The sequence below is a fragment of the Shewanella sp. Koi 1 genome (assembly GCF_052907445.1).
In genome coordinates, this window is sequence record NZ_JBREJM010000001.1 from 267,281 (window position 1) to 290,125 (window position 22,845).

Here is a 22,845-nt window from a genome sequence, read left to right on the forward strand (position 1 = left end):
GCTAACAAAGTCGAATAAGAATACAATCTATGGCCGATTTTTGACCCTGAGCTTATGCAGCATGCGTTTCTAAGGGTATTCGGAATGCAGAGTATCTAAAGCGTATTGTAACTGGGTCGTATGTCCCTAATTATTGTGCTCAAGCTCAGGCCGTATTGAGTAACGGAATAACCGATGACAACAAATACTGAAAACCAGACTAACTCTCTGGATATCGTGAAGTGGGGTTTAGCGATCCTATTGCTGGCCGCTGCTGTTATTGGCAATCAAATGTATAGCGAGACAAGTGCCGTGATCCGTGCACTGGCTGTTATCGTTGCATTCGCTATTGCTGGTTTTATTGCCCTGCAAACAGAAAAGGGTAAGAAAGCCTTAGCGTTCGCTCGTGAGTCGCAAATTGAAGTGCGCAAGGTCGTATGGCCAACACGTCAAGAAGCGCTTAACACCACTTTTATTGTCCTTGCTGCAACAGGTATTTTAGCCCTTGTTTTATGGGGTTTAGATGCAGTGTTAATGCACATTGTCAATTTCATCACTGGCGTATAGGCACCTCGAATGACTGAAGCTAAAGAAGCTAAAAAAAGATGGTATGTAGTGCAGGCATTCTCAGGCTATGAAAGCCGAGTTTGTAAGTCACTGATTGAATACATTAAAATGCACGGCATGGAAGAGTACTTCGGCGAAGTATTGGTTCCGACTGAAGAAGTCATTGAAATGCGTGCAGGCCAGCGTCGTAAGAGCGAGCGTAAGTTTTTCCCTGGTTATGTTCTAGTCCAGATGGAAATGAACGATGACAGTTGGCATTTAGTCAAAAGCATCCCGCGTGTTTTAGGCTTTATTGGCGGAACTTCTGATCGTCCTGCCCCAATTTCAGATAGAGAAGCGGATGCAATTCTGCGTCGCTTACAAGAAACCACAGCTTCACCGACTCACCGTGTTATTTTCGAGCCGGGCGAAGTGGTGCGTGTTTGTGATGGTCCATTTGCTGACTTTAACGGTACTGTTGAAGAAGTGGATTATGACAAGAGCCGCGTAAAAGTGTCAGTAATGATCTTTGGTCGTTCTACACCTGTTGAGCTTGATTTTAATCAGGTCGAAAAAGGCTGATTAAATTAAATACAAAAATCCGTTTGGCAACGGGTGCGGATTTCTATATAATCCGCACCCGTTGTTTTCGGGGGAGCACGTCGGCATGTCGCTGATGCGCGTTTGAACCCAAACTGAGGAAATGTCAGATGGCAAAAAAGATTGATGCTTATATTAAGCTACAAGTGAAATCAGGTTCTGCGAACCCTTCACCACCAGTTGGTCCAGCTCTGGGTCAGAAAGGTGTGAACATCATGGAATTCTGTAAAGCGTTCAACGCACGTACAGAAAAAATGGAAAAAGGCATGCCTATTCCAGTCGTGATCACTGTATACAGTGACCGTTCATTCACTTTCGAAACTAAGACTCCGCCAGCTTCTTACTTACTGAAGACTGCTGCAGGCCTGAAATCAGGTTCTCCACGTCCAAACACTCAGAAAGTAGGTACTATCGCTCGTGCTAAGATTCAAGAAATTGCTGAATTGAAAGCGGCCGATATGACTGGTGCTGATGTTGAAGCGATGACTCGCTCAATCGAAGGTACTGCGCGTTCAATGGGTTTGGTTGTAGAGGGTTAATATAATGGCAAAACTAACTAAACGCATGCGCGTAATCCGCGAGAAAGTTGACGGTACTAAGTTATACGAAATCAACGACGCTGTTGCTCTGTTAAAAGAATTAGCAACTGCTAAGTTCGTTGAAAGTGTTGACGTTGCTGTTAACCTGGGTATCGACCCACGTAAATCAGACCAAAACGTTCGTGGTGCTACTGTATTACCACACGGTACTGGTCGTGAAGTTCGCGTTGCAGTATTTACACAAGGTGCAAATGCTGAAGCTGCAAAAGCTGCTGGTGCAGAACTCGTTGGTATGGATGATCTGGCTGAGCAAATCAAAGCCGGTGAAATGAACTTCGACGTAGTTATCGCATCTCCAGATGCAATGCGCGTTGTTGGTATGTTAGGTCAAATCTTAGGCCCACGTGGTTTAATGCCTAACCCAAAAACTGGCACAGTAACACCAAACGTTGCTGAAGCAGTTAAGAACGCTAAAGCTGGTCAAGTTCGTTACCGTAACGACAAGAACGGTATTATCCACACTACTATCGGTAAAGTGGATTTCACACCAGTTCAATTGAAAGAAAACTTGGAAGCGTTAATCTCTGCACTGAAAAAGGCTAAGCCTGCAGTTGCTAAAGGTGTATACGTGAAGAAAGTTAGCATCTCTACCACTATGGGTGCAGGTGTAGCTATCGACCAAGCGACTCTCGATACAGCTAACTAATTTTACAAGGTGAGCGCATTAGTCTATAATGCGCGCACTTTGTGGGTTGAAGCCTGTTTTTGATGTGTAACGCATCGTGAAACGGGCTTCCGTCCAAGACCGCAGGTGTTTTCCTTATCGGTTTACTTAATTTCCTGCGTAGACGGTGTCAGGCCCCAGCTAAATTTTTTTACTGGATAATCTGCACCGTAAGTCACTAAATACATAAGTATTTAGTATGGTAAATACTAGGGGAATACCCTAGGTGGAATCCAGGAGTAAAGCCAATGGCATTAAGACTCGAAGACAAAAAAGCGATTGTTGCTGAAGTCAACGAAGCTGCCAAAGGTGCGCTATCTGCAGTAGCCGCTGATTCACGCGGTGTAACTGTAGGTGCTATGACCGGTCTGCGTAAAAAAGCTCGTGAAGCTGGTGTTTATGTACGTGTAGTACGTAACACTCTGGCTCGTCGTGCTGTTGAAGGTACTGCATTTGAGTGCCTAGCAGAAACGTTCACTGGCCCAACTTTGATTGCTTTCTCTAACGAGCACCCAGGTGCTGCAGCTCGTCTGTTAAAAGACTTTGCTAAAGAGCAAGCTAACTTCGAAGTTAAAGGCGCAGCCTTTGAAGGGAATTTCATCCCTGCAGCTGAAATTGATCGTTTGGCGAAACTGCCAACATACGAAGAAGCACTAGCACAGTTAATGATGACTATGAAAGAAGCATCTGCTGGCAAGTTCGTTCGTACTCTGGCCGCCCTGCGCGATCAAAAACAAGAAGCCGCTTAATTTTAAGCTGGCTGCTTAATAAAATTGAATTCAGAACAATAGGAAACATTTGTTATGTCTATCACTAAAGACCAAATCTTAGAAGCCTTTGCAGCTATGTCTGTAATGGAAGTTGTTGAACTGATCGAAGCTATGGAAGAGAAGTTCGGCGTTTCTGCTGCTGCTGCAGTAGTTGCTGGCGGTGCTGCTGATGCAGGTGCTGCTGCTGAAGAACAAACAGAATTCACTGTTATGTTAACTGCTCACGGCGACAACAAAGTTGCTGTTATTAAAGCAATCCGTGGCGCAACTGGTTTAGGCCTGAAAGAAGCTAAAGCAATGTCTGAAGCTGCTCCAGTAGCAGTTAAAGAAGGCGTTTCTAAAGAAGAAGCTGAAGCTCTGAAGAAAGAACTGGTTGAAGCTGGTGCTACAGTAGAGATCAAGTAAGCTATTATGTAGCTTACTCACCCAAGCCAATTGGGTGGAGGCTGGCGGTTTTTTAACCGTCGGCCTTTTTTGCGCTATATGCGTCGGCGATTTTTTTTCACCGTTTATCGCCAAATTTTGCAGTCCCTAGCAGAGATTACTGGTTAGGTTTTTGCCATCAACGGTGATGGGCAAACGTGCTGAATTTAATGACTATTGTTATAAGTTCAGTCTTGGTCACATCTCGCAAGCAGAGGAAACCCATGGTTTACTCCTATTCTGAAAAGAAGCGTATTCGCAAAGACTTTGGTAAGCGTCCACAGGTGTTGGATATTCCTTACCTTTTGTCTATTCAGTTAGACTCTTTTAAGAAGTTCACCGATCAAGATCCTACCGGTGAGCGCGGTTTAGAAGCCGCCTTCCGTAGCGTTTTTCCCATCAAGAGCTTTTCTGGTAATTCAGAACTGCAATACGTCAGCTATAAGCTTGGCGAGCCTGTTTTTGATGTGAAAGAGTGTCAGATCCGTGGTGTTACATATTCAGCTCCACTGCGCGTTAAGTTACGCATGGTGTTGTATGATCGTGAAGCAGCGGCCGGCACTGTAAAAGATATTAAAGAACAAGAAGTCTACATGGGCGATATCCCATTGATGACTGATAACGGTACCTTTGTGATCAACGGTACTGAGCGTGTAATCGTATCTCAATTACACCGTTCTCCAGGCGTATTCTTCGATCACGACCGTGGTAAAACCCACTCATCAGGTAAGGTGCTGTATAACGCACGTATCATTCCTTACCGTGGTTCATGGTTAGACTTTGAATTCGATCCTAAAGATGCGCTGTTCGTACGTATTGACCGTCGCCGTAAATTACCTGCGACCATCATTCTGCGCGCATTAGAGTACTCTACTCAAGAGATCCTCGACCTGTTCTTCGAACGTGTTGAATTCAAGATCAAGAAAGATACTCTTGTTATGACCTTAGTTCCTGAGCGTCTGCGTGGCGAAACCGCCAGCTACGACATCAAGGATGCTGAAGGTACCGTATTGGTTGAAGCGGGCCGTCGCGTGACTGCACGTCATATTCGCCAACTCGAAAAAACCAACACCACTGAACTCGAAGTACCAGTTGAGTACATCGTGGGCAAATATGCTGCTCAAGATTACATCGATCCGGACACGGGTGAAGTATTAGTTTCTGCTAACAGTGAAATCAGCTTAGAAGACTTAGCGAAGTTATCACTGGCAGGCATCAAAGAGCTGAGCACGTTGTACATCAACGAGCTAGACCACGGTGCTTACATCTCTGACACTCTGCGTATCGACCCAACCACTAACCGCTTAGAAGCGTTAGTTGAGATCTACCGTATGATGCGTCCTGGTGAGCCACCAACCAAAGATGCAGCAGAAGCCCTGTTCCAAAACTTATTCTTCAGCGAAGAACGTTATGACCTGTCTAAAGTAGGTCGTATGAAGTTCAACCGTCGTCTCAGCATTCCTGATGACGAAGGTAGCGGCGTACTGTCTAAAGAAGACATCGTTGCAGTAATGAAGAACATCATTCACATCCGTAACGGCTTCGACGAAGTGGACGATATCGACCACTTAGGTAACCGTCGTATTCGTTCTGTGGGTGAAATGGCTGAAAACCAATTCCGTGTTGGTCTGGTCCGTGTTGAGCGCGCCGTGCGTGAACGTCTGTCATTAGGCGATCTGAACGAGCTGATGCCACAAGACTTAATCAACGCTAAGCCAATCTCTGCTGCAGTGAAAGAGTTCTTCGGTTCTTCTCAGCTGTCACAATTCATGGACCAAAACAACCCGCTGTCAGAAGTAACGCATAAGCGTCGTATTTCTGCTCTAGGCCCAGGTGGTTTGACCCGTGAACGTGCTGGCTTCGAAGTCCGCGACGTACACCCAACGCACTATGGTCGTTTATGTCCAATTGAGACCCCTGAAGGTCCAAACATTGGTCTGATCAACTCATTAGCGAGCTTTGCCCGTACTAACTCTTACGGCTTCTTAGAAACCCCATACCGCAAAGTGGTAGACGGTGTGATCACTGACGATGTGGAATACTTGTCAGCGATTGAAGAAGGTCGTTATGTGATTGCACAGGCGAACATTGAAGTTGACTCACAAGGTCGCATGGTTGAAGAACAGATCGCGTGTCGTCACAAAGGTGAATCTACCTTTATGCGCGCGTCTGACATTCAATACATGGACGTATCGCCACAACAGATCATCTCTGTTGCTGCGTCTCTGATCCCGTTCTTAGAACACGACGACGCGAACCGTGCATTGATGGGTGCGAACATGCAACGTCAAGCGGTACCAACACTGAAATCAGAGAAGCCTCTGGTTGGTACTGGTATTGAGCGTACGTTGGCTGTGGACTCAGGCGTAGTTGTTGCTGCCAAACGTGGCGGTGTGATCGATTACGTTGATGCGAGCCGTATCGTTGTTAAAGTAAATGAAGACGAGCTGCGCCCAGGCGAAGCAGGTATCGACATTTACAACCTGACTAAGTACACCCGTTCTAACCAAAACACTTGTATCAACCAACGTCCATGTTGTTCAGTTGGTGAGCCAGTGGTTCGTGGTGACGTGTTAGCAGACGGTCCGTCTACTGACTTAGGTGACTTAGCCCTTGGCCAGAACATGCGTATCGCGTTCATGCCTTGGAACGGTTACAACTTCGAAGACTCGATCTTAATTTCTGAGCGTGTTGCACAGGAAGACCGTTTCACCACTATCCACATTCAAGAGCTGTCTTGTATCGCTCGTGATACTAAGCTGGGTAGCGAAGAAATCACTGCTGACATTCCAAACGTAGGTGAATCTGCTCTGTCGAAACTCGACGAGTCAGGTATCGTTTACATCGGTGCAGAAGTGAAGGGTGGTGACATTCTGGTAGGTAAAGTCACGCCAAAAGGCGAGACACAACTGACTCCAGAAGAGAAGTTACTGCGCGCCATCTTCGGTGAGAAAGCGTCTGATGTGAAAGACAGCTCACTGCGTGTACCTAACTCTGTTAAAGGTACCATCATCGACGTTCAGGTATTTACCCGTGACGGCGTTGAGAAAGACAAACGCGCCATTGAAATCGAAGAAATGCACATTGCCCAAGCTCGTAAAGACTTAGGCGAAGAGTTCAAGATCCTTGAAGAAGGCGTATTGAGCCGTGCGCGCAACTTATTATTAAGTGCCGGTTTCACTGAAGCACAAATCGCAGCATTGCCACGTAAAGATGTATTGGTTCAAGTCATTGACGATGAAACCAAACAAACTGAACTTGAGCAATTAGCTGAACAGCATGAAGAGCTGAAAGCAGACTTCGATAAGAAGTTTGAAATCAAACGTCGCAAGATCACCCAAGGTGATGACTTGGCACCAGGCGTACTGAAGATCGTTAAGGTTTACTTAGCGGTTAAACGTACTATCCAACCAGGTGACAAGATGGCGGGTCGTCACGGTAACAAGGGTGTTATCTCTAAGATTAACCCAATTGAAGACATGCCGTACGACGAGCAAGGCAACCCTGTGGACATCGTATTGAACCCGCTAGGCGTTCCATCACGTATGAACATCGGTCAGGTTCTTGAAGTTCACTTAGGTGCTGCTGCTAAAGGTATTGGTAACAAGATTGCTGCCATGCTGGAAGATCAGCGCGAGAAGGGACTTGCAGAAGTTCGTAGCTACATCAAGCAAGTGTACGAATTAGGTGACGAAGTGCAGCAGCGCGTTGACATCGATTCATTCACTGACGATGAGTTACTGCGCTTAGCGAACAACCTGAAAGGCGGTATCCCAGTTGCTACGCCAGCCTTCGACGGTACTAAAGAGAAAGAGATCAAGCAGATGCTTGAGCTTGCAGGCTTGCCAACCTCTGGTCAGCTGAAATTATTTGATGGTCGTACCGGTAACGAATTTGAGCGTCCAGTAACTGTAGGTTACATGTACATGCTCAAACTGAACCACTTAGTTGACGATAAGATGCACGCCCGTTCTACCGGTTCGTACAGCTTAGTGACTCAACAACCACTGGGCGGTAAAGCTCAGTTCGGTGGTCAGCGTTTCGGGGAGATGGAAGTGTGGGCACTAGAAGCATACGGTGCCGCTTATACGCTTCAAGAAATGCTCACCGTGAAATCGGATGACGTTAACGGTCGTACTCAGATGTATAAGAACATCGTCGACGGTAACCATCAGATGCAGCCTGGCATGCCAGAGTCCTTCAACGTATTACTGAAGGAGATCCGTTCACTCGGTATCAACATCGAGTTGGATCAGGAATAAGCGCAGGTATTTAGCCGCGTTTGGCAACAGAATGGTGCTCCGTGAGAGCGGAGCACCCGGTTTAACTCCTTCAGGAGAGAAACGTGAAAGACTTATTAAAGTTTCTGAAACAGCAAAGCAAGACTGAAGAATTTAACGGCATCAAAATTGGTCTGGCATCGCCTGATCTGATCCGTTCTTGGTCTTTTGGTGAAGTTAAGAAGCCAGAAACCATTAACTACCGTACCTTCAAGCCTGAGCGTGAAGGTCTGTTCTGTGCGCGTATCTTTGGCCCGGTCAAAGATTACGAATGTTTGTGCGGTAAGTACAAGCGTTTGAAGCACCGTGGTGTGATCTGTGAAAAGTGTGGCGTAGAAGTTACCCAGACTAAAGTACGTCGTGAGCGTATGGGTCACATTGAACTGGCTAGCCCAGTTGCCCACATTTGGTTCTTGAAATCACTGCCGTCCCGTATCGGTTTAATGCTGGACATGACGCTGCGTGATATCGAGCGCGTACTGTATTTTGAATCTTTCGTCGTGATCGAGCCTGGCATGACCAGCCTTGAACGTGGCCAAATGCTGACAGAAGAAAACTATCTGGACGCATTAGAAGAATACGGTGACGAATTCGAAGCTAAGATGGGTGCTGAAGCGGTATTAGAACTGCTGCGCGCAATCGATCTCGAAAAAGAAATCGAACAAATGCGTGAAGAGCTGCCATCAATCAACTCTGAGACTCGTCGCAAGAAAGTGACCAAGCGTCTTAAGTTGATGGAAGCGTTCCACACGTCTGGCAACAAGCCAGAGTGGATGATCTTAAAAGTACTGCCTGTGTTACCACCTGACTTACGTCCGCTGGTACCGCTTGATGGCGGCCGCTTCGCGACTTCAGATCTGAACGATCTGTACCGCCGCGTGATCAACCGTAACAACCGTTTGAAGCGTCTGTTAGATTTAGCTGCGCCGGACATCATCGTACGCAACGAAAAGCGTATGTTACAAGAGTCTGTTGATGCGCTATTAGATAACGGTCGTCGTGGTCGTGCTATTACCGGTTCTAACAAACGTCCTCTGAAATCTTTGGCCGATATGATCAAAGGTAAACAAGGTCGTTTCCGTCAGAACTTGTTAGGTAAGCGTGTTGACTACTCTGGTCGTTCGGTAATTACCGTAGGTCCTACTTTACGTCTGCACCAATGTGGTCTTCCGAAGAAGATGGCACTGGAACTGTTCAAGCCATTCATCTATGGCAAGCTGGAAGGTCGTGGCTTAGCGACAACCATCAAAGCTGCTAAGAAGATGGTAGAGCGTGAAGTGGCGGAAGTTTGGGATGTTCTGGATGAAGTGATCCGCGAACATCCAGTGATGCTTAACCGTGCACCAACACTGCACAGACTGGGTATCCAAGCGTTCGAACCTGTACTGATTGAAGGTAAAGCAATCCAGTTACACCCACTCGTTTGTGCGGCATACAACGCCGACTTCGACGGTGACCAAATGGCGGTACACGTACCGTTAACACTGGAAGCGCAGCTTGAAGCTCGTGCCCTGATGATGTCTACCAACAACATCCTGTCACCTGCGAACGGCGAACCTGTAATCACGCCGTCTCAAGACGTGGTATTAGGTCTGTACTACACCAGCCGTGAGCGTATCAACGGCCGTGGTGAAGGTATGTACTTTATGTCTGTTGCTGAAGTTGAAAAAGCTTACGCAACTGGCGCTGCTGAACTGCATGCCCGCGTGAAAGTGCGTATCACTGAAACCGTTATCGGTGACAATGGTGAACGTACTGAACAACGTCGTATCGTAGATACTACTGTTGGTCGTGCTCTGCTGTCACAAATTCTGCCAGCAGGTTTGTCATTTGATCTGGTTAACCAGAACATGGGCAAAAAGCAGATTTCTAAACTATTGAACACTTGTTACCGTCAATTAGGTCTGAAAGATACAGTTATCTTCGCTGACCAACTGATGTACACAGGTTTCCGTTACGCCACTATCTCTGGTGCATCTGTCGGTATCGACGACATGGTGATCCCAGCTGAGAAGTACACCTTAGTTGCTGACGCTGAAGCAGAAGTGCTCGAAATTCAAGAGCAGTTCCAATCAGGTCTAGTGACCGCGGGTGAGCGTTACAACAAAGTAATCGACATCTGGGCAAGTGCGAACGAAAAAGTTTCTAAAGCGATGATGGAAAACCTGTCAACTGAGACAGTAATTAACCGTGATGGCGTTGAAGAGAAACAAGCTTCGTTCAACAGCATTTACATGATGGCCGACTCGGGCGCTCGTGGTAGTGCCGCACAGATCCGTCAGTTAGCGGGTATGCGTGGTCTGATGGCGAAACCAGACGGTTCGATCATCGAAACCCCAATCGTGGCGAACTTCCGTGAAGGTCTGAACGTTCTTCAGTACTTCATCTCAACCCACGGTGCGCGTAAAGGTCTAGCCGATACCGCATTGAAGACAGCGAACTCGGGTTACCTGACTCGTCGTCTGGTTGACGTTGCTCAAGACTTAGTTGTCATCGAAGACGATTGTGGTACTCACGAAGGTCTGACAATGAAGCCGCTGATCGAAGGTGGTGACGTTGTTGAGCCATTGCGTGAACGCGTACTGGGTCGTGTGGTTGCTGTTGATGTTCTGTACCCAGGTACTGAAGATGTGCTTGCGCCACGTAACACTCTGCTCGACGAAGCATGGTGTGACAAGTTAGAAGAACACTCAATCGACGAAGTGATTGTACGTTCTGTAATTACTTGTGATACCGACTTCGGTGTGTGTGCGGCATGTTATGGCCGTGACTTAGCCCGTGGTCACCTGATTAACCACGGCGAAGCCATCGGTGTTGTCGCGGCACAATCAATCGGTGAACCAGGTACACAGTTAACGATGCGTACGTTCCACATCGGTGGTGCGGCATCGAGAGCGTCTGCAGAAAACAACGTCCAAGTGAAGAACTCTGGTTCGTTAAAACTGCACAACGCTAAGTACGTGACTAACACTGACGGCAAGCTGGTTATCGTTTCTCGTTCTTCTGAACTGGCGATCATCGACGAATTAGGTCGTGAGAAAGAGCGTTATAAAGTGCCTTACGGTACTGTGCTCGAGAAGTTAGAAGAAGCATCGGTTGAAGCGGGCGATATCATCGCTAACTGGGATCCACATACTCACCCAATCATCACTGAAGTGGCGGGTAGTATTAAGTTCGTTGATATGATCGACGGCGTGACCATGACTCGTCAAACAGACGAACTGACTGGTCTGTCTTCAATCGTGATCCTCGACGTGGGTCAACGTGGTTCAGCGGGTAAAGAAATGCGCCCAATGATCCGTCTGGTTGGTGCCGACGGTAGCGACCTGATGATCCCAGGTACTGAAGTGCCAGCACAATACTTCTTACCAGGCAGTGCGATCGTTAACCTTGACGACAACGCGCAAATCGCCGTGGGTGACGCGTTAGCACGTATTCCACAAGAATCGTCTAAAACACGCGACATCACGGGTGGTCTACCACGCGTTGCTGACCTGTTCGAAGCTCGTAAGCCAAAAGAGCCAGCAATTCTGGCGGAAATCTCTGGTACCATCTCGTTTGGTAAAGAGACCAAAGGCAAGCGTCGTCTGGTGATCACACCAGCGGATGGCGGTGAACAGTACGAAGAGATGATCCCGAAATGGCGTAACTTAAACGTGTTCGAAGGTGAAAAAGTCGAACGTGGTGAAGTTATTGCTGACGGTCCAGAAGCGGCGCACGACATTCTGCGTCTACGCGGTATCCACAACGTAGCAAACTACATTGTGAATGAAGTACAAGACGTATACCGTCTACAAGGCGTGAAGATCAACGATAAACATATCGAAGTGATCATCCGTCAAATGCTGCGTAAGTGCGTGATCACCTCTGCGGGTGACAGTGAGTTCTTAGAAGGCGAACAAGTAGAAGTGTCTCGCGTGAAGATCGCTAACCGCGACCTGATCGAACAAGGCAAAGTGCCTGCGACCTTCGAACGTGAACTGCTGGGTATTACCAAAGCGTCTCTGGCTACAGAATCGTTTATCTCTGCAGCATCGTTCCAAGAAACAACTCGCGTACTGACAGAAGCTGCCGTAGGTGGTAAGTCTGATAACTTACGTGGTCTGAAAGAAAACGTAATCGTTGGCCGTCTGATCCCAGCCGGTACTGGTTATGCTTATCACAAGACCCGTAACGATGCCCGTGCTAAGAAAGACGAGCCAGTTGTAGTGAATAAGATCACTGCAAGTGAAGCGGAACAAAACCTTGCAGACCTCTTAAACCTGGCTGGTAGCCAAGATTAAGTAATCAGTTTGTAACAAAAAGGCGCCTATGGCGCCTTTTTTATTGTAAAATGCCGCAAAAGTTGGCTATTTCTTGACAGTCAGGCATTACCTTTCTAAAATTCCGCGTCCCACCATTGTGGGATATAGATTTTTCACACCTTATCGTTGAGTTTGATTCAACTGTTTCGGAGCTATACATGGCAACTGTAAACCAGTTGGTACGTAAGCCACGCGCACCTAAAGTCGAAAAGACTAACGTGCCTGCGTTGAACGCGTGCCCACAAAAACGTGGTGTATGTACACGTGTGTACACTACTACCCCTAAAAAACCTAACTCTGCACTACGTAAAGTAGCTCGTGTGCGCTTAACTAACGGTTTCGAAGTAACTTCGTACATCGGCGGTGAAGGCCACAACCTGCAGGAACACAGCGTGATCTTAATCCGTGGTGGTCGTGTTAAAGACTTACCAGGTGTGCGCTATCACACTGTTCGTGGCGCCCTAGACTGTGCTGGCGTGAACACTCGTCGCCAAGGTCGTTCTAAGTACGGTGCTAAGCGTCCTAAGTCTTAACGCAATCCGTTAAGTAAGGCCAAGCTAGTTTTATTTTGAGAATTCCAGTTTTGGAAATCCCTGAAGCATACGGAGAATTGTTATGCCAAGACGTCGCGTTGTAGGACAACGTAAAATCCTACCAGATCCAAAGTTTCACAGTGAGTTGCTGGCTAAGTTCATCAACGTCATTATGCAAGACGGCAAAAAGTCGACTGCAGAAAAAATCATTTACAAGGCGCTAGATGTTATCGCTGAAAAGAAAGGCGCTAACCATTTAGACGTTCTTGAAGCAGCCCTGGACAACGTACGCCCATCAGTCGAGGTTAAATCTCGTCGTGTTGGTGGTTCTACTTACCAGGTACCATGTGAAGTTCGTCCTGTGCGTCGTAACGCACTGGCGATGCGCTGGTTAGTTGAAGCTGCTCGTAAGCGTGGTGAAAAATCTATGGCTTTACGTCTAGCAGGTGAAATGCTAGATGCGTCTGAAAACAAAGGTACTGCTGTTAAGAAGCGTGAAGACGTGCACCGCATGGCTGAAGCTAACAAGGCCTTTGCTCATTACCGTTGGTAATCTGATGGTGTGGGCTTAGGCCCACACCATTGTTGTTGATATTGCCAAGACAATTGTCTTGGTGGAGAGGGTATAATAGTGGCTCGTACAACCCCAATTGAGCGTTATCGTAATATCGGTATTTGTGCTCATGTGGATGCAGGTAAAACCACCACAACAGAACGTGTTCTGTTCTATACCGGTTTGTCTCATAAAATCGGTGAGGTGCATGACGGCGCCGCGACCACTGACTGGATGGTACAAGAGCAAGAGCGTGGTATTACTATCACCTCGGCCGCTGTAACCACATTCTGGCGTGGTATGGATGCTCAATTCACTGAACACCGCATCAATATCATCGATACCCCTGGTCACGTTGACTTCACTATTGAAGTTGAACGTTCTTTGCGCGTTCTCGACGGCGCTGTAGTGGTTTTCTGTGGTTCTTCAGGTGTTGAACCTCAATCAGAAACCGTTTGGCGTCAAGCTGACAAATACCGCGTTCCACGCTTAGTGTTTGTTAACAAGATGGACCGCGCAGGTGCGGACTTTGAACGTGTAGTGAAGCAAATCAGAACTCGCCTTGGAGCGACTTGTGTGCCTATTCAACTGAATATCGGCGCAGAAGAAAACTTCACTGGCGTGATCGACTTAATCAAGATGAAAGCCATTAACTGGAACGAAGCGGACCAGGGTATGACTTTCACTTATGAAGAGATCCCTGCAGAGTTAGCGGCGAAAGCGGCTGAAATGCATGAGTATCTGGTTGAGGCAGCAGCCGAGGCCTCGGATGAACTGATGGACAAGTACCTTGAAGAAGGCACACTGTCAGAAGACGAGATCAAAAAGGCACTGCGTCAGCGTACTATTAATAATGAAATCGTTTTGGCGACCTGTGGTTCTGCATTTAAGAACAAAGGCGTTCAAGCGGTTCTTGATGCGGTTGTTGAATTCTTGCCTGCCCCCGTCGATGTGCCTCCAATTAAGGGCATTGATGACAATGAGCAAGAAGTTGAGCGCCCATCAGATGACAATGCCCCTTTTGCGGCGTTGGCATTTAAGATTGCTACAGACCCGTTCGTGGGCACTTTGACCTTTATCCGCGTGTACTCTGGCGTACTCGAATCAGGTTCTGGCGTTTATAACTCTGTTAAACAGAAGCGTGAACGTATCGGCCGTATCGTGCAAATGCACGCTAACGATCGTACAGAACTGAAAGAAGTTCGTGCAGGTGATATCGCTGCGGCTATCGGTCTGAAAGAAGTCACCACGGGTGATACACTTTGTGATCCTGATCATAAGGTGATCTTGGAACGCATGGAGTTCCCTGAGCCAGTAATTACCATTGCCGTTGAGCCTAAGTCTAAAGCAGACCAAGATAAAATGGGTATCGCGCTGCAAAAACTCGCAGCGGAAGATCCATCCTTCCGGGTTGAGACTGACGAAGAATCATCACAAACACTGATTTCTGGAATGGGTGAGTTACACTTAGACATTATCGTTGACCGTATGCGTCGCGAATTTGGTGTTGAGTGTAACGTTGGTAAGCCACAAGTGGCCTACCGCGAAACCATTCGCGCATCAGTCGAGGCTGAAGGTAAATTTGTACGCCAATCAGGTGGCCGTGGACAATTCGGTCATGTTTGGTTAAAACTAGAGCCTAATGAAGAAGGCGCTGGTTACGAATTTATCAACGCGATCGTTGGGGGTGTAGTTCCACGTGAATTCATTCCAGCGGTTGATAAAGGTATCCAAGAGCAGATGAAGAACGGTGTTCTCGCCGGCTTCCCTGTGTTGGACGTGAAGGTCACTCTGTTCGACGGTTCATATCACGATGTGGACTCGAATGAAATGGCGTTCAAAATTGCGGGTTCTATGGGCTTCAAAAAGGGTGCGCTCGAAGCGAATCCTGTGTTGCTCGAGCCTTGCATGAAAGTAGAAGTAACTACTCCTGAGAACTACATGGGCGATGTGGTTGGTGACTTAAACCGTCGTCGTGGTTTGATTGAAGGTATGGATGATGGCTTTGGTGGCATCAAAATAGTCCATGCTGTAGTGCCTCTTTCTGAAATGTTTGGTTATGCAACTGATTTGCGTTCTGCGACTCAGGGTCGTGCTTCCTACTCCATGGAGTTCTTGAAGTACACTGATGCACCGCAAAACATTGCGAAAGCGATTATTGAATCTCGTAGCTAATTTTAAGTTACGACATAAATGTAATATGGTCCTGTTGATACAGGATTATTCTGAAAAGAAAGGAATATATCGTGGCAAAAGCTAAATTTGAACGTAATAAGCCTCACGTAAACGTGGGCACCATCGGTCACGTTGACCATGGTAAAACCACTCTGACTGCAGCTATCTCTCACGTACTGGCTAAGACCTACGGTGGCGAAGCTAAAGACTTCTCTCAAATCGATAACGCTCCAGAAGAGCGTGAGCGCGGTATTACCATCAATACCTCTCACATCGAATACGATACTCCAACTCGCCACTACGCACACGTAGACTGCCCAGGCCACGCTGACTATGTTAAAAACATGATCACTGGTGCTGCACAGATGGACGGCGCGATCCTGGTAGTAGCTTCTACTGACGGTCCAATGCCACAAACTCGTGAGCACATCCTGCTGTCTCGCCAAGTAGGCGTACCATTCATCATCGTATTCATGAACAAGTGTGACATGGTTGACGATGCTGAACTGTTAGAATTAGTAGAAATGGAAGTACGTGAACTGTTATCAGAATACGACTTCCCAGGTGATGACTTACCAGTTATCCAAGGTTCAGCTCTGAAAGCGCTAGAAGGCGAGCCAGAGTGGGAAGCTAAGATCATCGAATTAGCAGCGGCACTGGATTCTTACATTCCAGAACCAGAGCGTGATATCGATAAGCCATTCCTGATGCCAATCGAAGACGTATTCTCAATCTCTGGCCGTGGTACAGTAGTAACTGGTCGTGTTGAGCGTGGTATCGTACGTGTTGGTGACGAAGTAGAAATCGTTGGTATCCGTGCAACTACTAAGACAACCTGTACTGGTGTTGAAATGTTCCGTAAGCTGCTTGACGAAGGTCGTGCAGGTGAGAACTGTGGTATCCTGTTACGTGGTACTAAGCGTGATGACGTAGAACGTGGTCAAGTATTATCTAAGCCAGGTTCAATCAACCCACACACTACTTTTGAATCAGAAGTATACGTTCTGTCAAAAGAAGAAGGTGGTCGTCACACTCCATTCTTCAAAGGCTACCGTCCACAGTTCTACTTCCGTACAACTGACGTGACTGGTACCATCGAACTGCCAGAAGGCGTAGAGATGGTAATGCCAGGCGACAACATCAAGATGAAAGTGACTCTGATCTGCCCAATCGCGATGGACGAAGGTTTACGCTTCGCAATCCGTGAAGGTGGCCGTACAGTAGGTGCTGGTGTTGTAGCTAAGATTTTCGCTTAATCGCGAATTAGTTATAGTACTGAAAAAGGAAGCTTCGGCTTCCTTTTTTATTTTGGGCTGGCGTTATTCTGAAATTTGTGTAAAATACCCGCCACTCTGAAGTTGAATAGTCTTTTTGATGACTATTTACACAGCGGGCTTGAAATCTAATTTTAGATAAGTATAATGGCCCCCTCGTTAACCTAGGTTAGCGAATTAAATGATGAGTCAATGAATTCGTCATTATCATAGCGGCTCCGATTGGGAGTCGAACGGTTAAATCATCTCGCTCTGCTTTTCCAGTTAGGAAGAAGCTAGAGGGTGATTTTTTATGTGTCCATTTTAGGAGCTCTGGTCAATGCAGAACCAAAGAATCCGTATCCGCTTAAAAGGATTTGATCATCGCTTAATTGATCAGTCTACAGCGGAAATCGTTGAAACTGCTAAGCGTACAGGCGCCCAAGTACGTGGTCCAATTCCACTACCTACGCGCAAAGAGCGTTATACCGTTTTGATCTCTCCGCACGTTAATAAAGATGCTCGTGACCAGTACGAATTACGTACTCACAAGCGCCTGGTTGACATCGTAGAGCCAACTGAAAAGACTGTAGACGCTCTAATGCGTTTAGATCTTGCGGCTGGTGTCGACGTACAGATTAGCTTGGGTTAATTGAGATCCTTAGAAGAGGTTTGAGAGATGGCTATCGGTCTTATTGGTCGTAAAGTTGGTATGACTCGCATCTTCACTGAAGATGGTGTTTCTATACCTGTTACAGTAATTGAAGTTGCTGGCAACCGTGTTACTCAAGTGAAAACTTTAGAAACTGACGGTTACCGCGCGCTTCAAGTTACTACTGGTACCAAAAAAGCCAATCGCATCACTAAACCAGAAGCAGGTCACTTTGCCAAGAGCGGTGTTGAAGCCGGTCGTGGACTGTGGGAATTGCGTCTGGCAGACGGTGAAGGCGAAGGCATTGAAGTTGGTGCTGAGCTAAATGTAGGTATCTTCGCTGATGTAGCGAAAGTTGACGTTACTGGTCAATCTAAAGGTAAAGGCTTCCAAGGCGGCGTTAAGCGTTGGAACTTCCGTACTCAAGATATGACTCACGGTAACTCTTTGTCGCACCGTTCGAACGGTTCTATCGGTCAGAACCAAACGCCTGGTCGCGTATTTAAAGGCAAGAAAATGTCAGGCCACATGGGTGCCGAGCGTGTTACTACTCAAAATCTAGACGTTGTACGTGTAGATGTTGAACGTAACCTGCTACTGGTTAAAGGTGCTGTTCCGGGCGCAACTAACGGCGACCTGATCATCAAGCCTGCAGTTAAAGCTTAAGGTCTGAGGAGATAGTAATGGAATTGGTATTGAAAGACGCGCAAAGCGCTCTTGAAGTTTCCGAAACTACCTTCGGCCGTGACTTTAACGAGGCACTGGTTCATCAGGTAGTTGTAGCATACGCTGCAAACGCACGTCAGGGCACTCGTGCTCAAAAGACTCGTGCGGAAGTAACTGGCTCTGGCAAAAAGCCATGGCGCCAAAAAGGCACTGGCCGCGCTCGTGCGGGTGGTGTTAAGGGCCCAATCTGGCGTGGCGGTGGCGTAACTTTCGCTGCTAAAACTCAAGATCACAGCCAAAAAGTTAACAAGAAGATGTACCGCGGCGCGCTGAAAAGCATTCTGTCTGAGCTGGTGCGTCAAGACCGTCTGGTTGTTGTTGAATCATTCAGCGTTGAAGCTCCTAAAACTAAAGAGCTGAAAGCTAAACTGAAAGCAATGAACTTAGAAGACGTGTTAATTGTGACTTCAGAAGTTGACGAGAATTTATTCTTAGCAGCTCGCAACCTGTACAAGGTTGACGTTCGTGACGTTGCAGGTCTAGACCCAGTAAGTCTGATCGCGTTCAACACAGTGCTCGTGACTGCTGATGCAGTTAAGCAAATCGAGGAGATGCTAGCATGATGATCCGCGAAGAACGTTTGCTAAAAGTAATTCTTGCACCTCACATCTCTGAAAAGAGCACTGTGAATGCTGAGAAGCACAACACTGTTGTTTTCCGCGTAGCTATCGATGCAACTAAAGCTGAAATCAAAGCTGCTGTTGCTAAGCTATTTGAAGTTGAAGTCGAATCAGTTCGCACTTTAGTGAGCAAAGGCAAAACTAAACGTACTGGTGGCCGTGCTGGCCGTCGTAGCGATTGGAAAAAAGCCTACGTGACTTTAGCTGCTGGTGCTGACATCGATTTCGTCGGCGGCGCTGAGTAAGCAAAGGAGAATTATCATGGCAGTTATTAAGTGTAAGCCAACCTCTCCAGGTCGTCGCCACGTTGTTAAAGTGGTGAACTCTGACCTGCACAAGGGTAAACCTTTTGCTGGCCTGTTGGCGAAAAAATCTAAAAGTGGTGGCCGTAACAACACTGGCCGTATCACTGTTCGTCACGTTGGTGGCGGTCACAAGCAGCATTACCGTTTAATCGACTTCAAACGCGATAAAGACGGTATCCCTGCAAAAATCGAGCGTCTGGAATACGATCCAAACCGTACTGCGCACATCGCTCTAGTACTGTATGCGGATGGTGAGCGTCGTTATATCCTTGCAGCCAAAGGCATGCAAGCTGGCGACAAGATCCAGTCTGGTGTTGAAGCCGAAATCAAAACCGGTAACGCAATGCCACTGCGCAACATTCCAGTAGGTTCTGTTGTGCACGCTGTAGAAATGAAGCCTGGTAAAGGTGCTCAGATCGCGCGTTCAGCGGGTGCTTATGTACAAGTTGTTGCTCGTGATGGCGCATATGCCACTTTACGTCTTCGCTCTGGCGAAATGCGCAAAGTGCCAGTTGATTGCCGCGCAACATTTGGTGAAGTTGGTAATGCCGAACACATGCTACGCCAGTTAGGTAAAGCAGGTGCTAAGCGCTGGAGAGGCGTTCGCCCAACAGTTCGCGGTGTTGCAATGAACCCAGTAGACCACCCACACGGTGGTGGTGAAGGCCGTACTTCTGGTGGTCGTCACCCAGTGACTCCATGGGGTGTGCCAACTAAGGGTTATAAGACTCGTAGTAACAAGCGCACTGACAAGTACATCGTACGTCGTCGTAATAAATAGTAAGAGGATTCGCCATGCCACGTTCTCTCAAGAAAGGTCCCTTCATTGACCTGCACTTGCTGAAGAAGGTAGAGAAAGCGATGGAAGCCGGTGACAAAAAGCCTATTAAGACTTGGTCACGTCGCTCAATGATCATTCCAAACATGATTGGTTTGACCATCGCTGTCCATAATGGTCGTCAGCACGTTCCTGTGTTCGTAACTGACGAAATGATCGGCCACAAACTTGGTGAATTCTCACCAACTCGCACTTATCGCGGCCATGCTGCTGATAAGAAAGCGAAGAAGCGTTAATACGGGAGGAATAAGATGGAAGTTTTAGCTAAACATCGTTTTGCCCGTACGTCTGCGCAGAAGGCTCGTCTGGTTGCCGATCAAATTCGTGGTTTGCCTGTTGCTAAGGCCCTCGAAATTTTGACTTTCAGCCCAAAGAAAGCCGCCGTACTGGTTAAAAAAGTACTTGACTCAGCTATCGCAAACGCCGAACACAACGAAGGCGCTGACATTGATGAGCTAAAAGTAGGCGCCGTCTTCGTTGACGAGGGTCCAACTATGAAGCGTATCATGCCACGTGCTAAAGGCCGCGCTGATCGTATCATGAAGCGTACCAGCCACATCACTGTGGTTGTATCAGATCGCTAGGAGAGAGCAATGGGACAGAAAGTACATCCTAATGGTATCCGTCTGGGTATCACCAAGCCTTGGATCTCTACCTGGTACGCAGATAAGTCAGATTATGCAAATAACCTGAACAGCGACTGGGAAGTGCGTAAGTATCTTGCAGACAAACTGCAAGCTGCATCAGTATCTAAGATTGTTATTGAACGCCCAGCGAAAAGCATCCGCGTTACTATTCACACTGCCCGTCCAGGCGTTGTGATCGGTAAGAAAGGTGAAGACGTTGAAGTATTGCGTGCTGCAGTTTCAAAACTGGCTGGCACTCCTGCTCAAATTAACATCGCTGAGATCCGTAAACCTGAGCTAGATGCCAAGTTAGTTGCTGACTCAATTGCACAGCAATTAGAGCGTCGTGTTATGTTCCGTCGCGCTATGAAGCGTGCGGTTCAAAACGCAATGCGTATTGGTGCTCAAGGTATCAAAGTTGAAGTTAGTGGCCGTTTAGGCGGTGCTGAGATTGCGCGCTCTGAGTGGTACCGTGAAGGTCGTGTACCTTTGCATACACTGCGTGCTGATATCGACTATTCAACCTCTGAAAGTCACACTCAATACGGTGTGATTGGTATTAAAGTTTGGATCTTCAAAGGTGAAGTTCTGGACGGAATGCTGCCACAGATTGAAGAGCCGAAACAGCAGCAACCTAAGCGCAAGCCTCGTGGTAAATAGGAGAGCCGGCAATGCTGCAACCTAAACGTATGAAGTTTCGCAAGATGTTCAAAGGCCGCAACCGCGGTCTAGCGAACGGTACCGAAGTTAGCTTTGGTACTTTTGGTCTGAAAGCAGTCGGCCGTGGTCGTTTAACTGCTCGTCAGATCGAATCTGCACGTCGTGCCATGACACGTCACATTAAGCGTCAGGGACAAATTTGGATTCGAGTTTTCCCGGACAAGCCAATTACCTCTAAGCCTCTCGAAGTGCGTATGGGTAAAGGTAAAGGTAACGTTGAATACTGGGTATGTCAGATTCAACCTGGTAAGGTTCTTTATGAGATGAATGGTGTTTCTGAAGTGATCGCTCGTGAAGCGTTTGCTTTAGCTGCTGCCAAGCTTCCAATTAAGACTACCTTCGTAACTAAGACGGTGATGTAATGAAAGCGAGCGAACTAAGAGAAAAGAGCGTTGAAGAATTGAACGCTGAACTACTTGGTCTGCTGCGTGAGCAGTTCAACCTGCGTATGCAACACGCCACTGGTCAGTTGACTCAGACTCATCAACTGAAATTAGTGCGCCGTAACATTGCGCGCGTTAAGACCATTATTACTTCTAAGGCGGGTGCATAATGTCTGATAAAATCCGTACTTTGCAAGGTCGTGTGACAAGCAACAAAATGGATAAAACCATTACTGTAGCTATCGAACGCCAAGTGAAACACCCAATCTATGGGAAGTACATTAAGCGTACGACTAAGATCCATGCACACGATGAAGCTAATCAGTGCAACGAAGGCGATGTAGTAGCGATCCGCGAATGTCGTCCTCTGTCTAAGACTAAATCTTGGACTCTGGTTGAAGTAGTATCAAAGGCCTAATTGTATTAGGTATTTAGGTAAACGGCTCCAGTATTTGGGGCCGTTTGTTTTTTAATACTATACATTCCATATTTATGGTGTTATATTTGCGCGCCATTTTTGACTAAATTCAAAGCAAAAATGGTGTTTATAGTCCCAATTGTGGGAATTGTGTAGTAACGATAGCGGAGCACTTAAAATGATCCAAATGCAATCGACTCTTGACGTCGCATGTAACAGCGGCGCACGCAGAGTTCAGTGTATTAAGGTCTTGGGTGGCTCTCATCGTCGTTATGCCGGTATCGGCGACATCATCAAGGTTTCTGTTAAAGAAGCAATTCCTCGCGCTAAAGCGAAGAAAGGTGATGTGTATAACGCGGTGGTAGTCCGTACTAAGAAAGGCGTACGTCGTCCAGACGGTTCTGTCATTCGCTTCGATCGGAATGCAGCAGTTCTTCTGAACAACAACCTGCAGCCGATTGGCACTCGTATCTTTGGACCAGTGACACGTGAATTGCGCTCTGAGCAGTTCATGAAGATTGTCTCGCTGGCACCAGAAGTACTGTAAGGAGCTTCAAAATGGCAGCTAAAATCCGTCGTCAAGACGAAGTAATCGTATTAGCAGGTAAAGACAAGGGCAAACGCGCTAAAGTTGCTCAAGTACTACCTACTGGTAAGTTAATTGTTGAAGGCATCAATCTTGTCAAGAAACACCAAAAGCCAAACCCACAACTGGGTGTAGCCGGTGGTATTGTTGAGAAAGAAGCACCGATTCAAGCATCAAATGTTGCGATCTTTAACCCTGTCACTGGCAAGGCGGATCGTGTTGGTTTCCGATTTGAAGACGGCAAAAAAGTTCGTTTCTTTAAATCGAACAGTGAACTCGTTAAGTAACTGGA

At 47.1% G+C, this 22,845-nt stretch carries 25 protein-coding genes; all 25 read left to right on the forward strand.

All coding sequences use genetic code 11. The features are described from left to right. Positions 1-174 precede the first annotated feature (174 nt). The 25 genes from secE (at position 175) to rplX (ending at position 22,840) form a co-directional block, all read left to right on the forward strand. Entirely contained in the window at positions 175-546 is a 372-nt protein-coding gene (gene secE, locus ACUZ8J_RS01225; RefSeq protein ID WP_011621018.1) for a preprotein translocase subunit SecE, read from the forward strand. Between the two features lie 9 nt (positions 547-555). Continuing rightward, positions 556-1,107, forward strand: coding sequence for a transcription termination/antitermination protein NusG (gene nusG, locus ACUZ8J_RS01230; RefSeq protein ID WP_088213140.1), 552 nt, complete (start codon positions 556-558; stop codon positions 1,105-1,107). A 128-nt stretch (positions 1,108-1,235) separates the two neighbouring features. Next, positions 1,236-1,664 carry a 50S ribosomal protein L11 gene (gene rplK / locus ACUZ8J_RS01235; RefSeq protein WP_011621019.1) on the forward strand — a complete coding sequence of 143 codons (429 nt, stop codon included), beginning with the start codon at positions 1,236-1,238 and terminating at the stop codon, positions 1,662-1,664. Positions 1,665-1,668: 4 nt separating this feature from the next. Beyond that, positions 1,669-2,370, forward strand: coding sequence for a 50S ribosomal protein L1 (gene rplA, locus ACUZ8J_RS01240; RefSeq protein ID WP_011715456.1), 702 nt, complete (start codon positions 1,669-1,671; stop codon positions 2,368-2,370). 266 nt (positions 2,371-2,636) lie between these two features. Further along, on the forward strand, positions 2,637-3,137 hold the full coding sequence (gene rplJ, locus ACUZ8J_RS01245) for a 50S ribosomal protein L10 (protein ID WP_023265431.1): 501 nt from the start codon (positions 2,637-2,639) through the stop codon (positions 3,135-3,137). 54 nt (positions 3,138-3,191) lie between these two features. Further along, on the forward strand, positions 3,192-3,563 hold the full coding sequence (gene rplL / locus ACUZ8J_RS01250; protein ID WP_011624800.1) for a 50S ribosomal protein L7/L12: 372 nt from the start codon (positions 3,192-3,194) through the stop codon (positions 3,561-3,563). A 242-nt stretch (positions 3,564-3,805) separates the two neighbouring features. Further along, positions 3,806-7,843, forward strand: coding sequence for a DNA-directed RNA polymerase subunit beta (gene rpoB, locus ACUZ8J_RS01255; protein WP_446692858.1), 4,038 nt, complete (start codon positions 3,806-3,808; stop codon positions 7,841-7,843). A gap of 83 nt (positions 7,844-7,926) precedes the next feature. Next, a complete protein-coding gene (gene rpoC, locus ACUZ8J_RS01260) occupies positions 7,927-12,144 on the forward strand; it encodes a DNA-directed RNA polymerase subunit beta' (protein WP_109287940.1) in 4,218 nt (1,405 codons plus the stop codon). A 179-nt stretch (positions 12,145-12,323) separates the two neighbouring features. Further along, positions 12,324-12,698 carry a 30S ribosomal protein S12 gene (gene rpsL / locus ACUZ8J_RS01265; protein ID WP_011494631.1) on the forward strand — a complete coding sequence of 125 codons (375 nt, stop codon included), beginning with the start codon at positions 12,324-12,326 and terminating at the stop codon, positions 12,696-12,698. Between the two features lie 82 nt (positions 12,699-12,780). After that, complete coding sequence (rpsG, locus tag ACUZ8J_RS01270; protein ID WP_011715460.1) at positions 12,781-13,251, forward strand: 30S ribosomal protein S7; 471 nt, start codon at positions 12,781-12,783, stop codon at positions 13,249-13,251. Between the two features lie 78 nt (positions 13,252-13,329). Beyond that, positions 13,330-15,426 carry an elongation factor G gene (gene fusA, locus ACUZ8J_RS01275; protein ID WP_089066697.1) on the forward strand — a complete coding sequence of 699 codons (2,097 nt, stop codon included), beginning with the start codon at positions 13,330-13,332 and terminating at the stop codon, positions 15,424-15,426. A gap of 71 nt (positions 15,427-15,497) precedes the next feature. Continuing rightward, positions 15,498-16,682 carry an elongation factor Tu gene (tuf, locus tag ACUZ8J_RS01280; protein ID WP_011715454.1) on the forward strand — a complete coding sequence of 395 codons (1,185 nt, stop codon included), beginning with the start codon at positions 15,498-15,500 and terminating at the stop codon, positions 16,680-16,682. Positions 16,683-17,019: 337 nt separating this feature from the next. Continuing rightward, the gene (gene rpsJ, locus ACUZ8J_RS01285; protein ID WP_011070616.1) at positions 17,020-17,331 is read left to right on the forward strand and encodes a 30S ribosomal protein S10; all 312 of its coding nucleotides are present in this window, start codon (positions 17,020-17,022) and stop codon (positions 17,329-17,331) included. Between the two features lie 27 nt (positions 17,332-17,358). Then, on the forward strand, positions 17,359-17,997 hold the full coding sequence (gene rplC / locus ACUZ8J_RS01290) for a 50S ribosomal protein L3 (protein WP_011070617.1): 639 nt from the start codon (positions 17,359-17,361) through the stop codon (positions 17,995-17,997). A gap of 17 nt (positions 17,998-18,014) precedes the next feature. Then, positions 18,015-18,620: a 50S ribosomal protein L4 gene (gene rplD / locus ACUZ8J_RS01295; protein ID WP_011070618.1), complete on the forward strand. Its 606-nt coding sequence runs from the start codon at positions 18,015-18,017 to the stop codon at positions 18,618-18,620. Beyond that, positions 18,620-18,922 (forward strand): 50S ribosomal protein L23, encoded by a 303-nt coding sequence (gene rplW / locus ACUZ8J_RS01300; RefSeq protein WP_039977607.1) that lies wholly within the window; start codon positions 18,620-18,622, stop codon positions 18,920-18,922. Before rplD ends, rplW begins: the two co-directional genes overlap by 1 nt. A 16-nt stretch (positions 18,923-18,938) precedes the next feature. After that, positions 18,939-19,763 carry a 50S ribosomal protein L2 gene (rplB, locus tag ACUZ8J_RS01305; protein WP_011621028.1) on the forward strand — a complete coding sequence of 275 codons (825 nt, stop codon included), beginning with the start codon at positions 18,939-18,941 and terminating at the stop codon, positions 19,761-19,763. A gap of 14 nt (positions 19,764-19,777) precedes the next feature. Continuing rightward, the gene (gene rpsS, locus ACUZ8J_RS01310; RefSeq protein WP_006083596.1) at positions 19,778-20,056 is read left to right on the forward strand and encodes a 30S ribosomal protein S19; all 279 of its coding nucleotides are present in this window, start codon (positions 19,778-19,780) and stop codon (positions 20,054-20,056) included. 15 nt (positions 20,057-20,071) lie between these two features. Continuing rightward, a complete protein-coding gene (gene rplV, locus ACUZ8J_RS01315) occupies positions 20,072-20,404 on the forward strand; it encodes a 50S ribosomal protein L22 (RefSeq protein ID WP_006083595.1) in 333 nt (110 codons plus the stop codon). Positions 20,405-20,413: 9 nt separating this feature from the next. Then, on the forward strand, positions 20,414-21,106 hold the full coding sequence (gene rpsC, locus ACUZ8J_RS01320; RefSeq protein WP_011070621.1) for a 30S ribosomal protein S3: 693 nt from the start codon (positions 20,414-20,416) through the stop codon (positions 21,104-21,106). 11 nt (positions 21,107-21,117) lie between these two features. Then, positions 21,118-21,528 carry a 50S ribosomal protein L16 gene (rplP, locus tag ACUZ8J_RS01325; RefSeq protein ID WP_006083593.1) on the forward strand — a complete coding sequence of 137 codons (411 nt, stop codon included), beginning with the start codon at positions 21,118-21,120 and terminating at the stop codon, positions 21,526-21,528. Beyond that, positions 21,528-21,719 carry a 50S ribosomal protein L29 gene (gene rpmC / locus ACUZ8J_RS01330; RefSeq protein WP_007644429.1) on the forward strand — a complete coding sequence of 64 codons (192 nt, stop codon included), beginning with the start codon at positions 21,528-21,530 and terminating at the stop codon, positions 21,717-21,719. Before rplP ends, rpmC begins: the two co-directional genes overlap by 1 nt. Beyond that, the gene (gene rpsQ, locus ACUZ8J_RS01335) at positions 21,719-21,967 is read left to right on the forward strand and encodes a 30S ribosomal protein S17 (RefSeq protein ID WP_011070622.1); all 249 of its coding nucleotides are present in this window, start codon (positions 21,719-21,721) and stop codon (positions 21,965-21,967) included. Before rpmC ends, rpsQ begins: the two co-directional genes overlap by 1 nt. Before the next feature lie 178 nt (positions 21,968-22,145). Beyond that, a complete protein-coding gene (gene rplN / locus ACUZ8J_RS01340) occupies positions 22,146-22,514 on the forward strand; it encodes a 50S ribosomal protein L14 (RefSeq protein WP_011715463.1) in 369 nt (122 codons plus the stop codon). Between the two features lie 11 nt (positions 22,515-22,525). Next, on the forward strand, positions 22,526-22,840 hold the full coding sequence (gene rplX / locus ACUZ8J_RS01345; RefSeq protein WP_011070623.1) for a 50S ribosomal protein L24: 315 nt from the start codon (positions 22,526-22,528) through the stop codon (positions 22,838-22,840). Positions 22,841-22,845 lie beyond the last annotated feature (5 nt).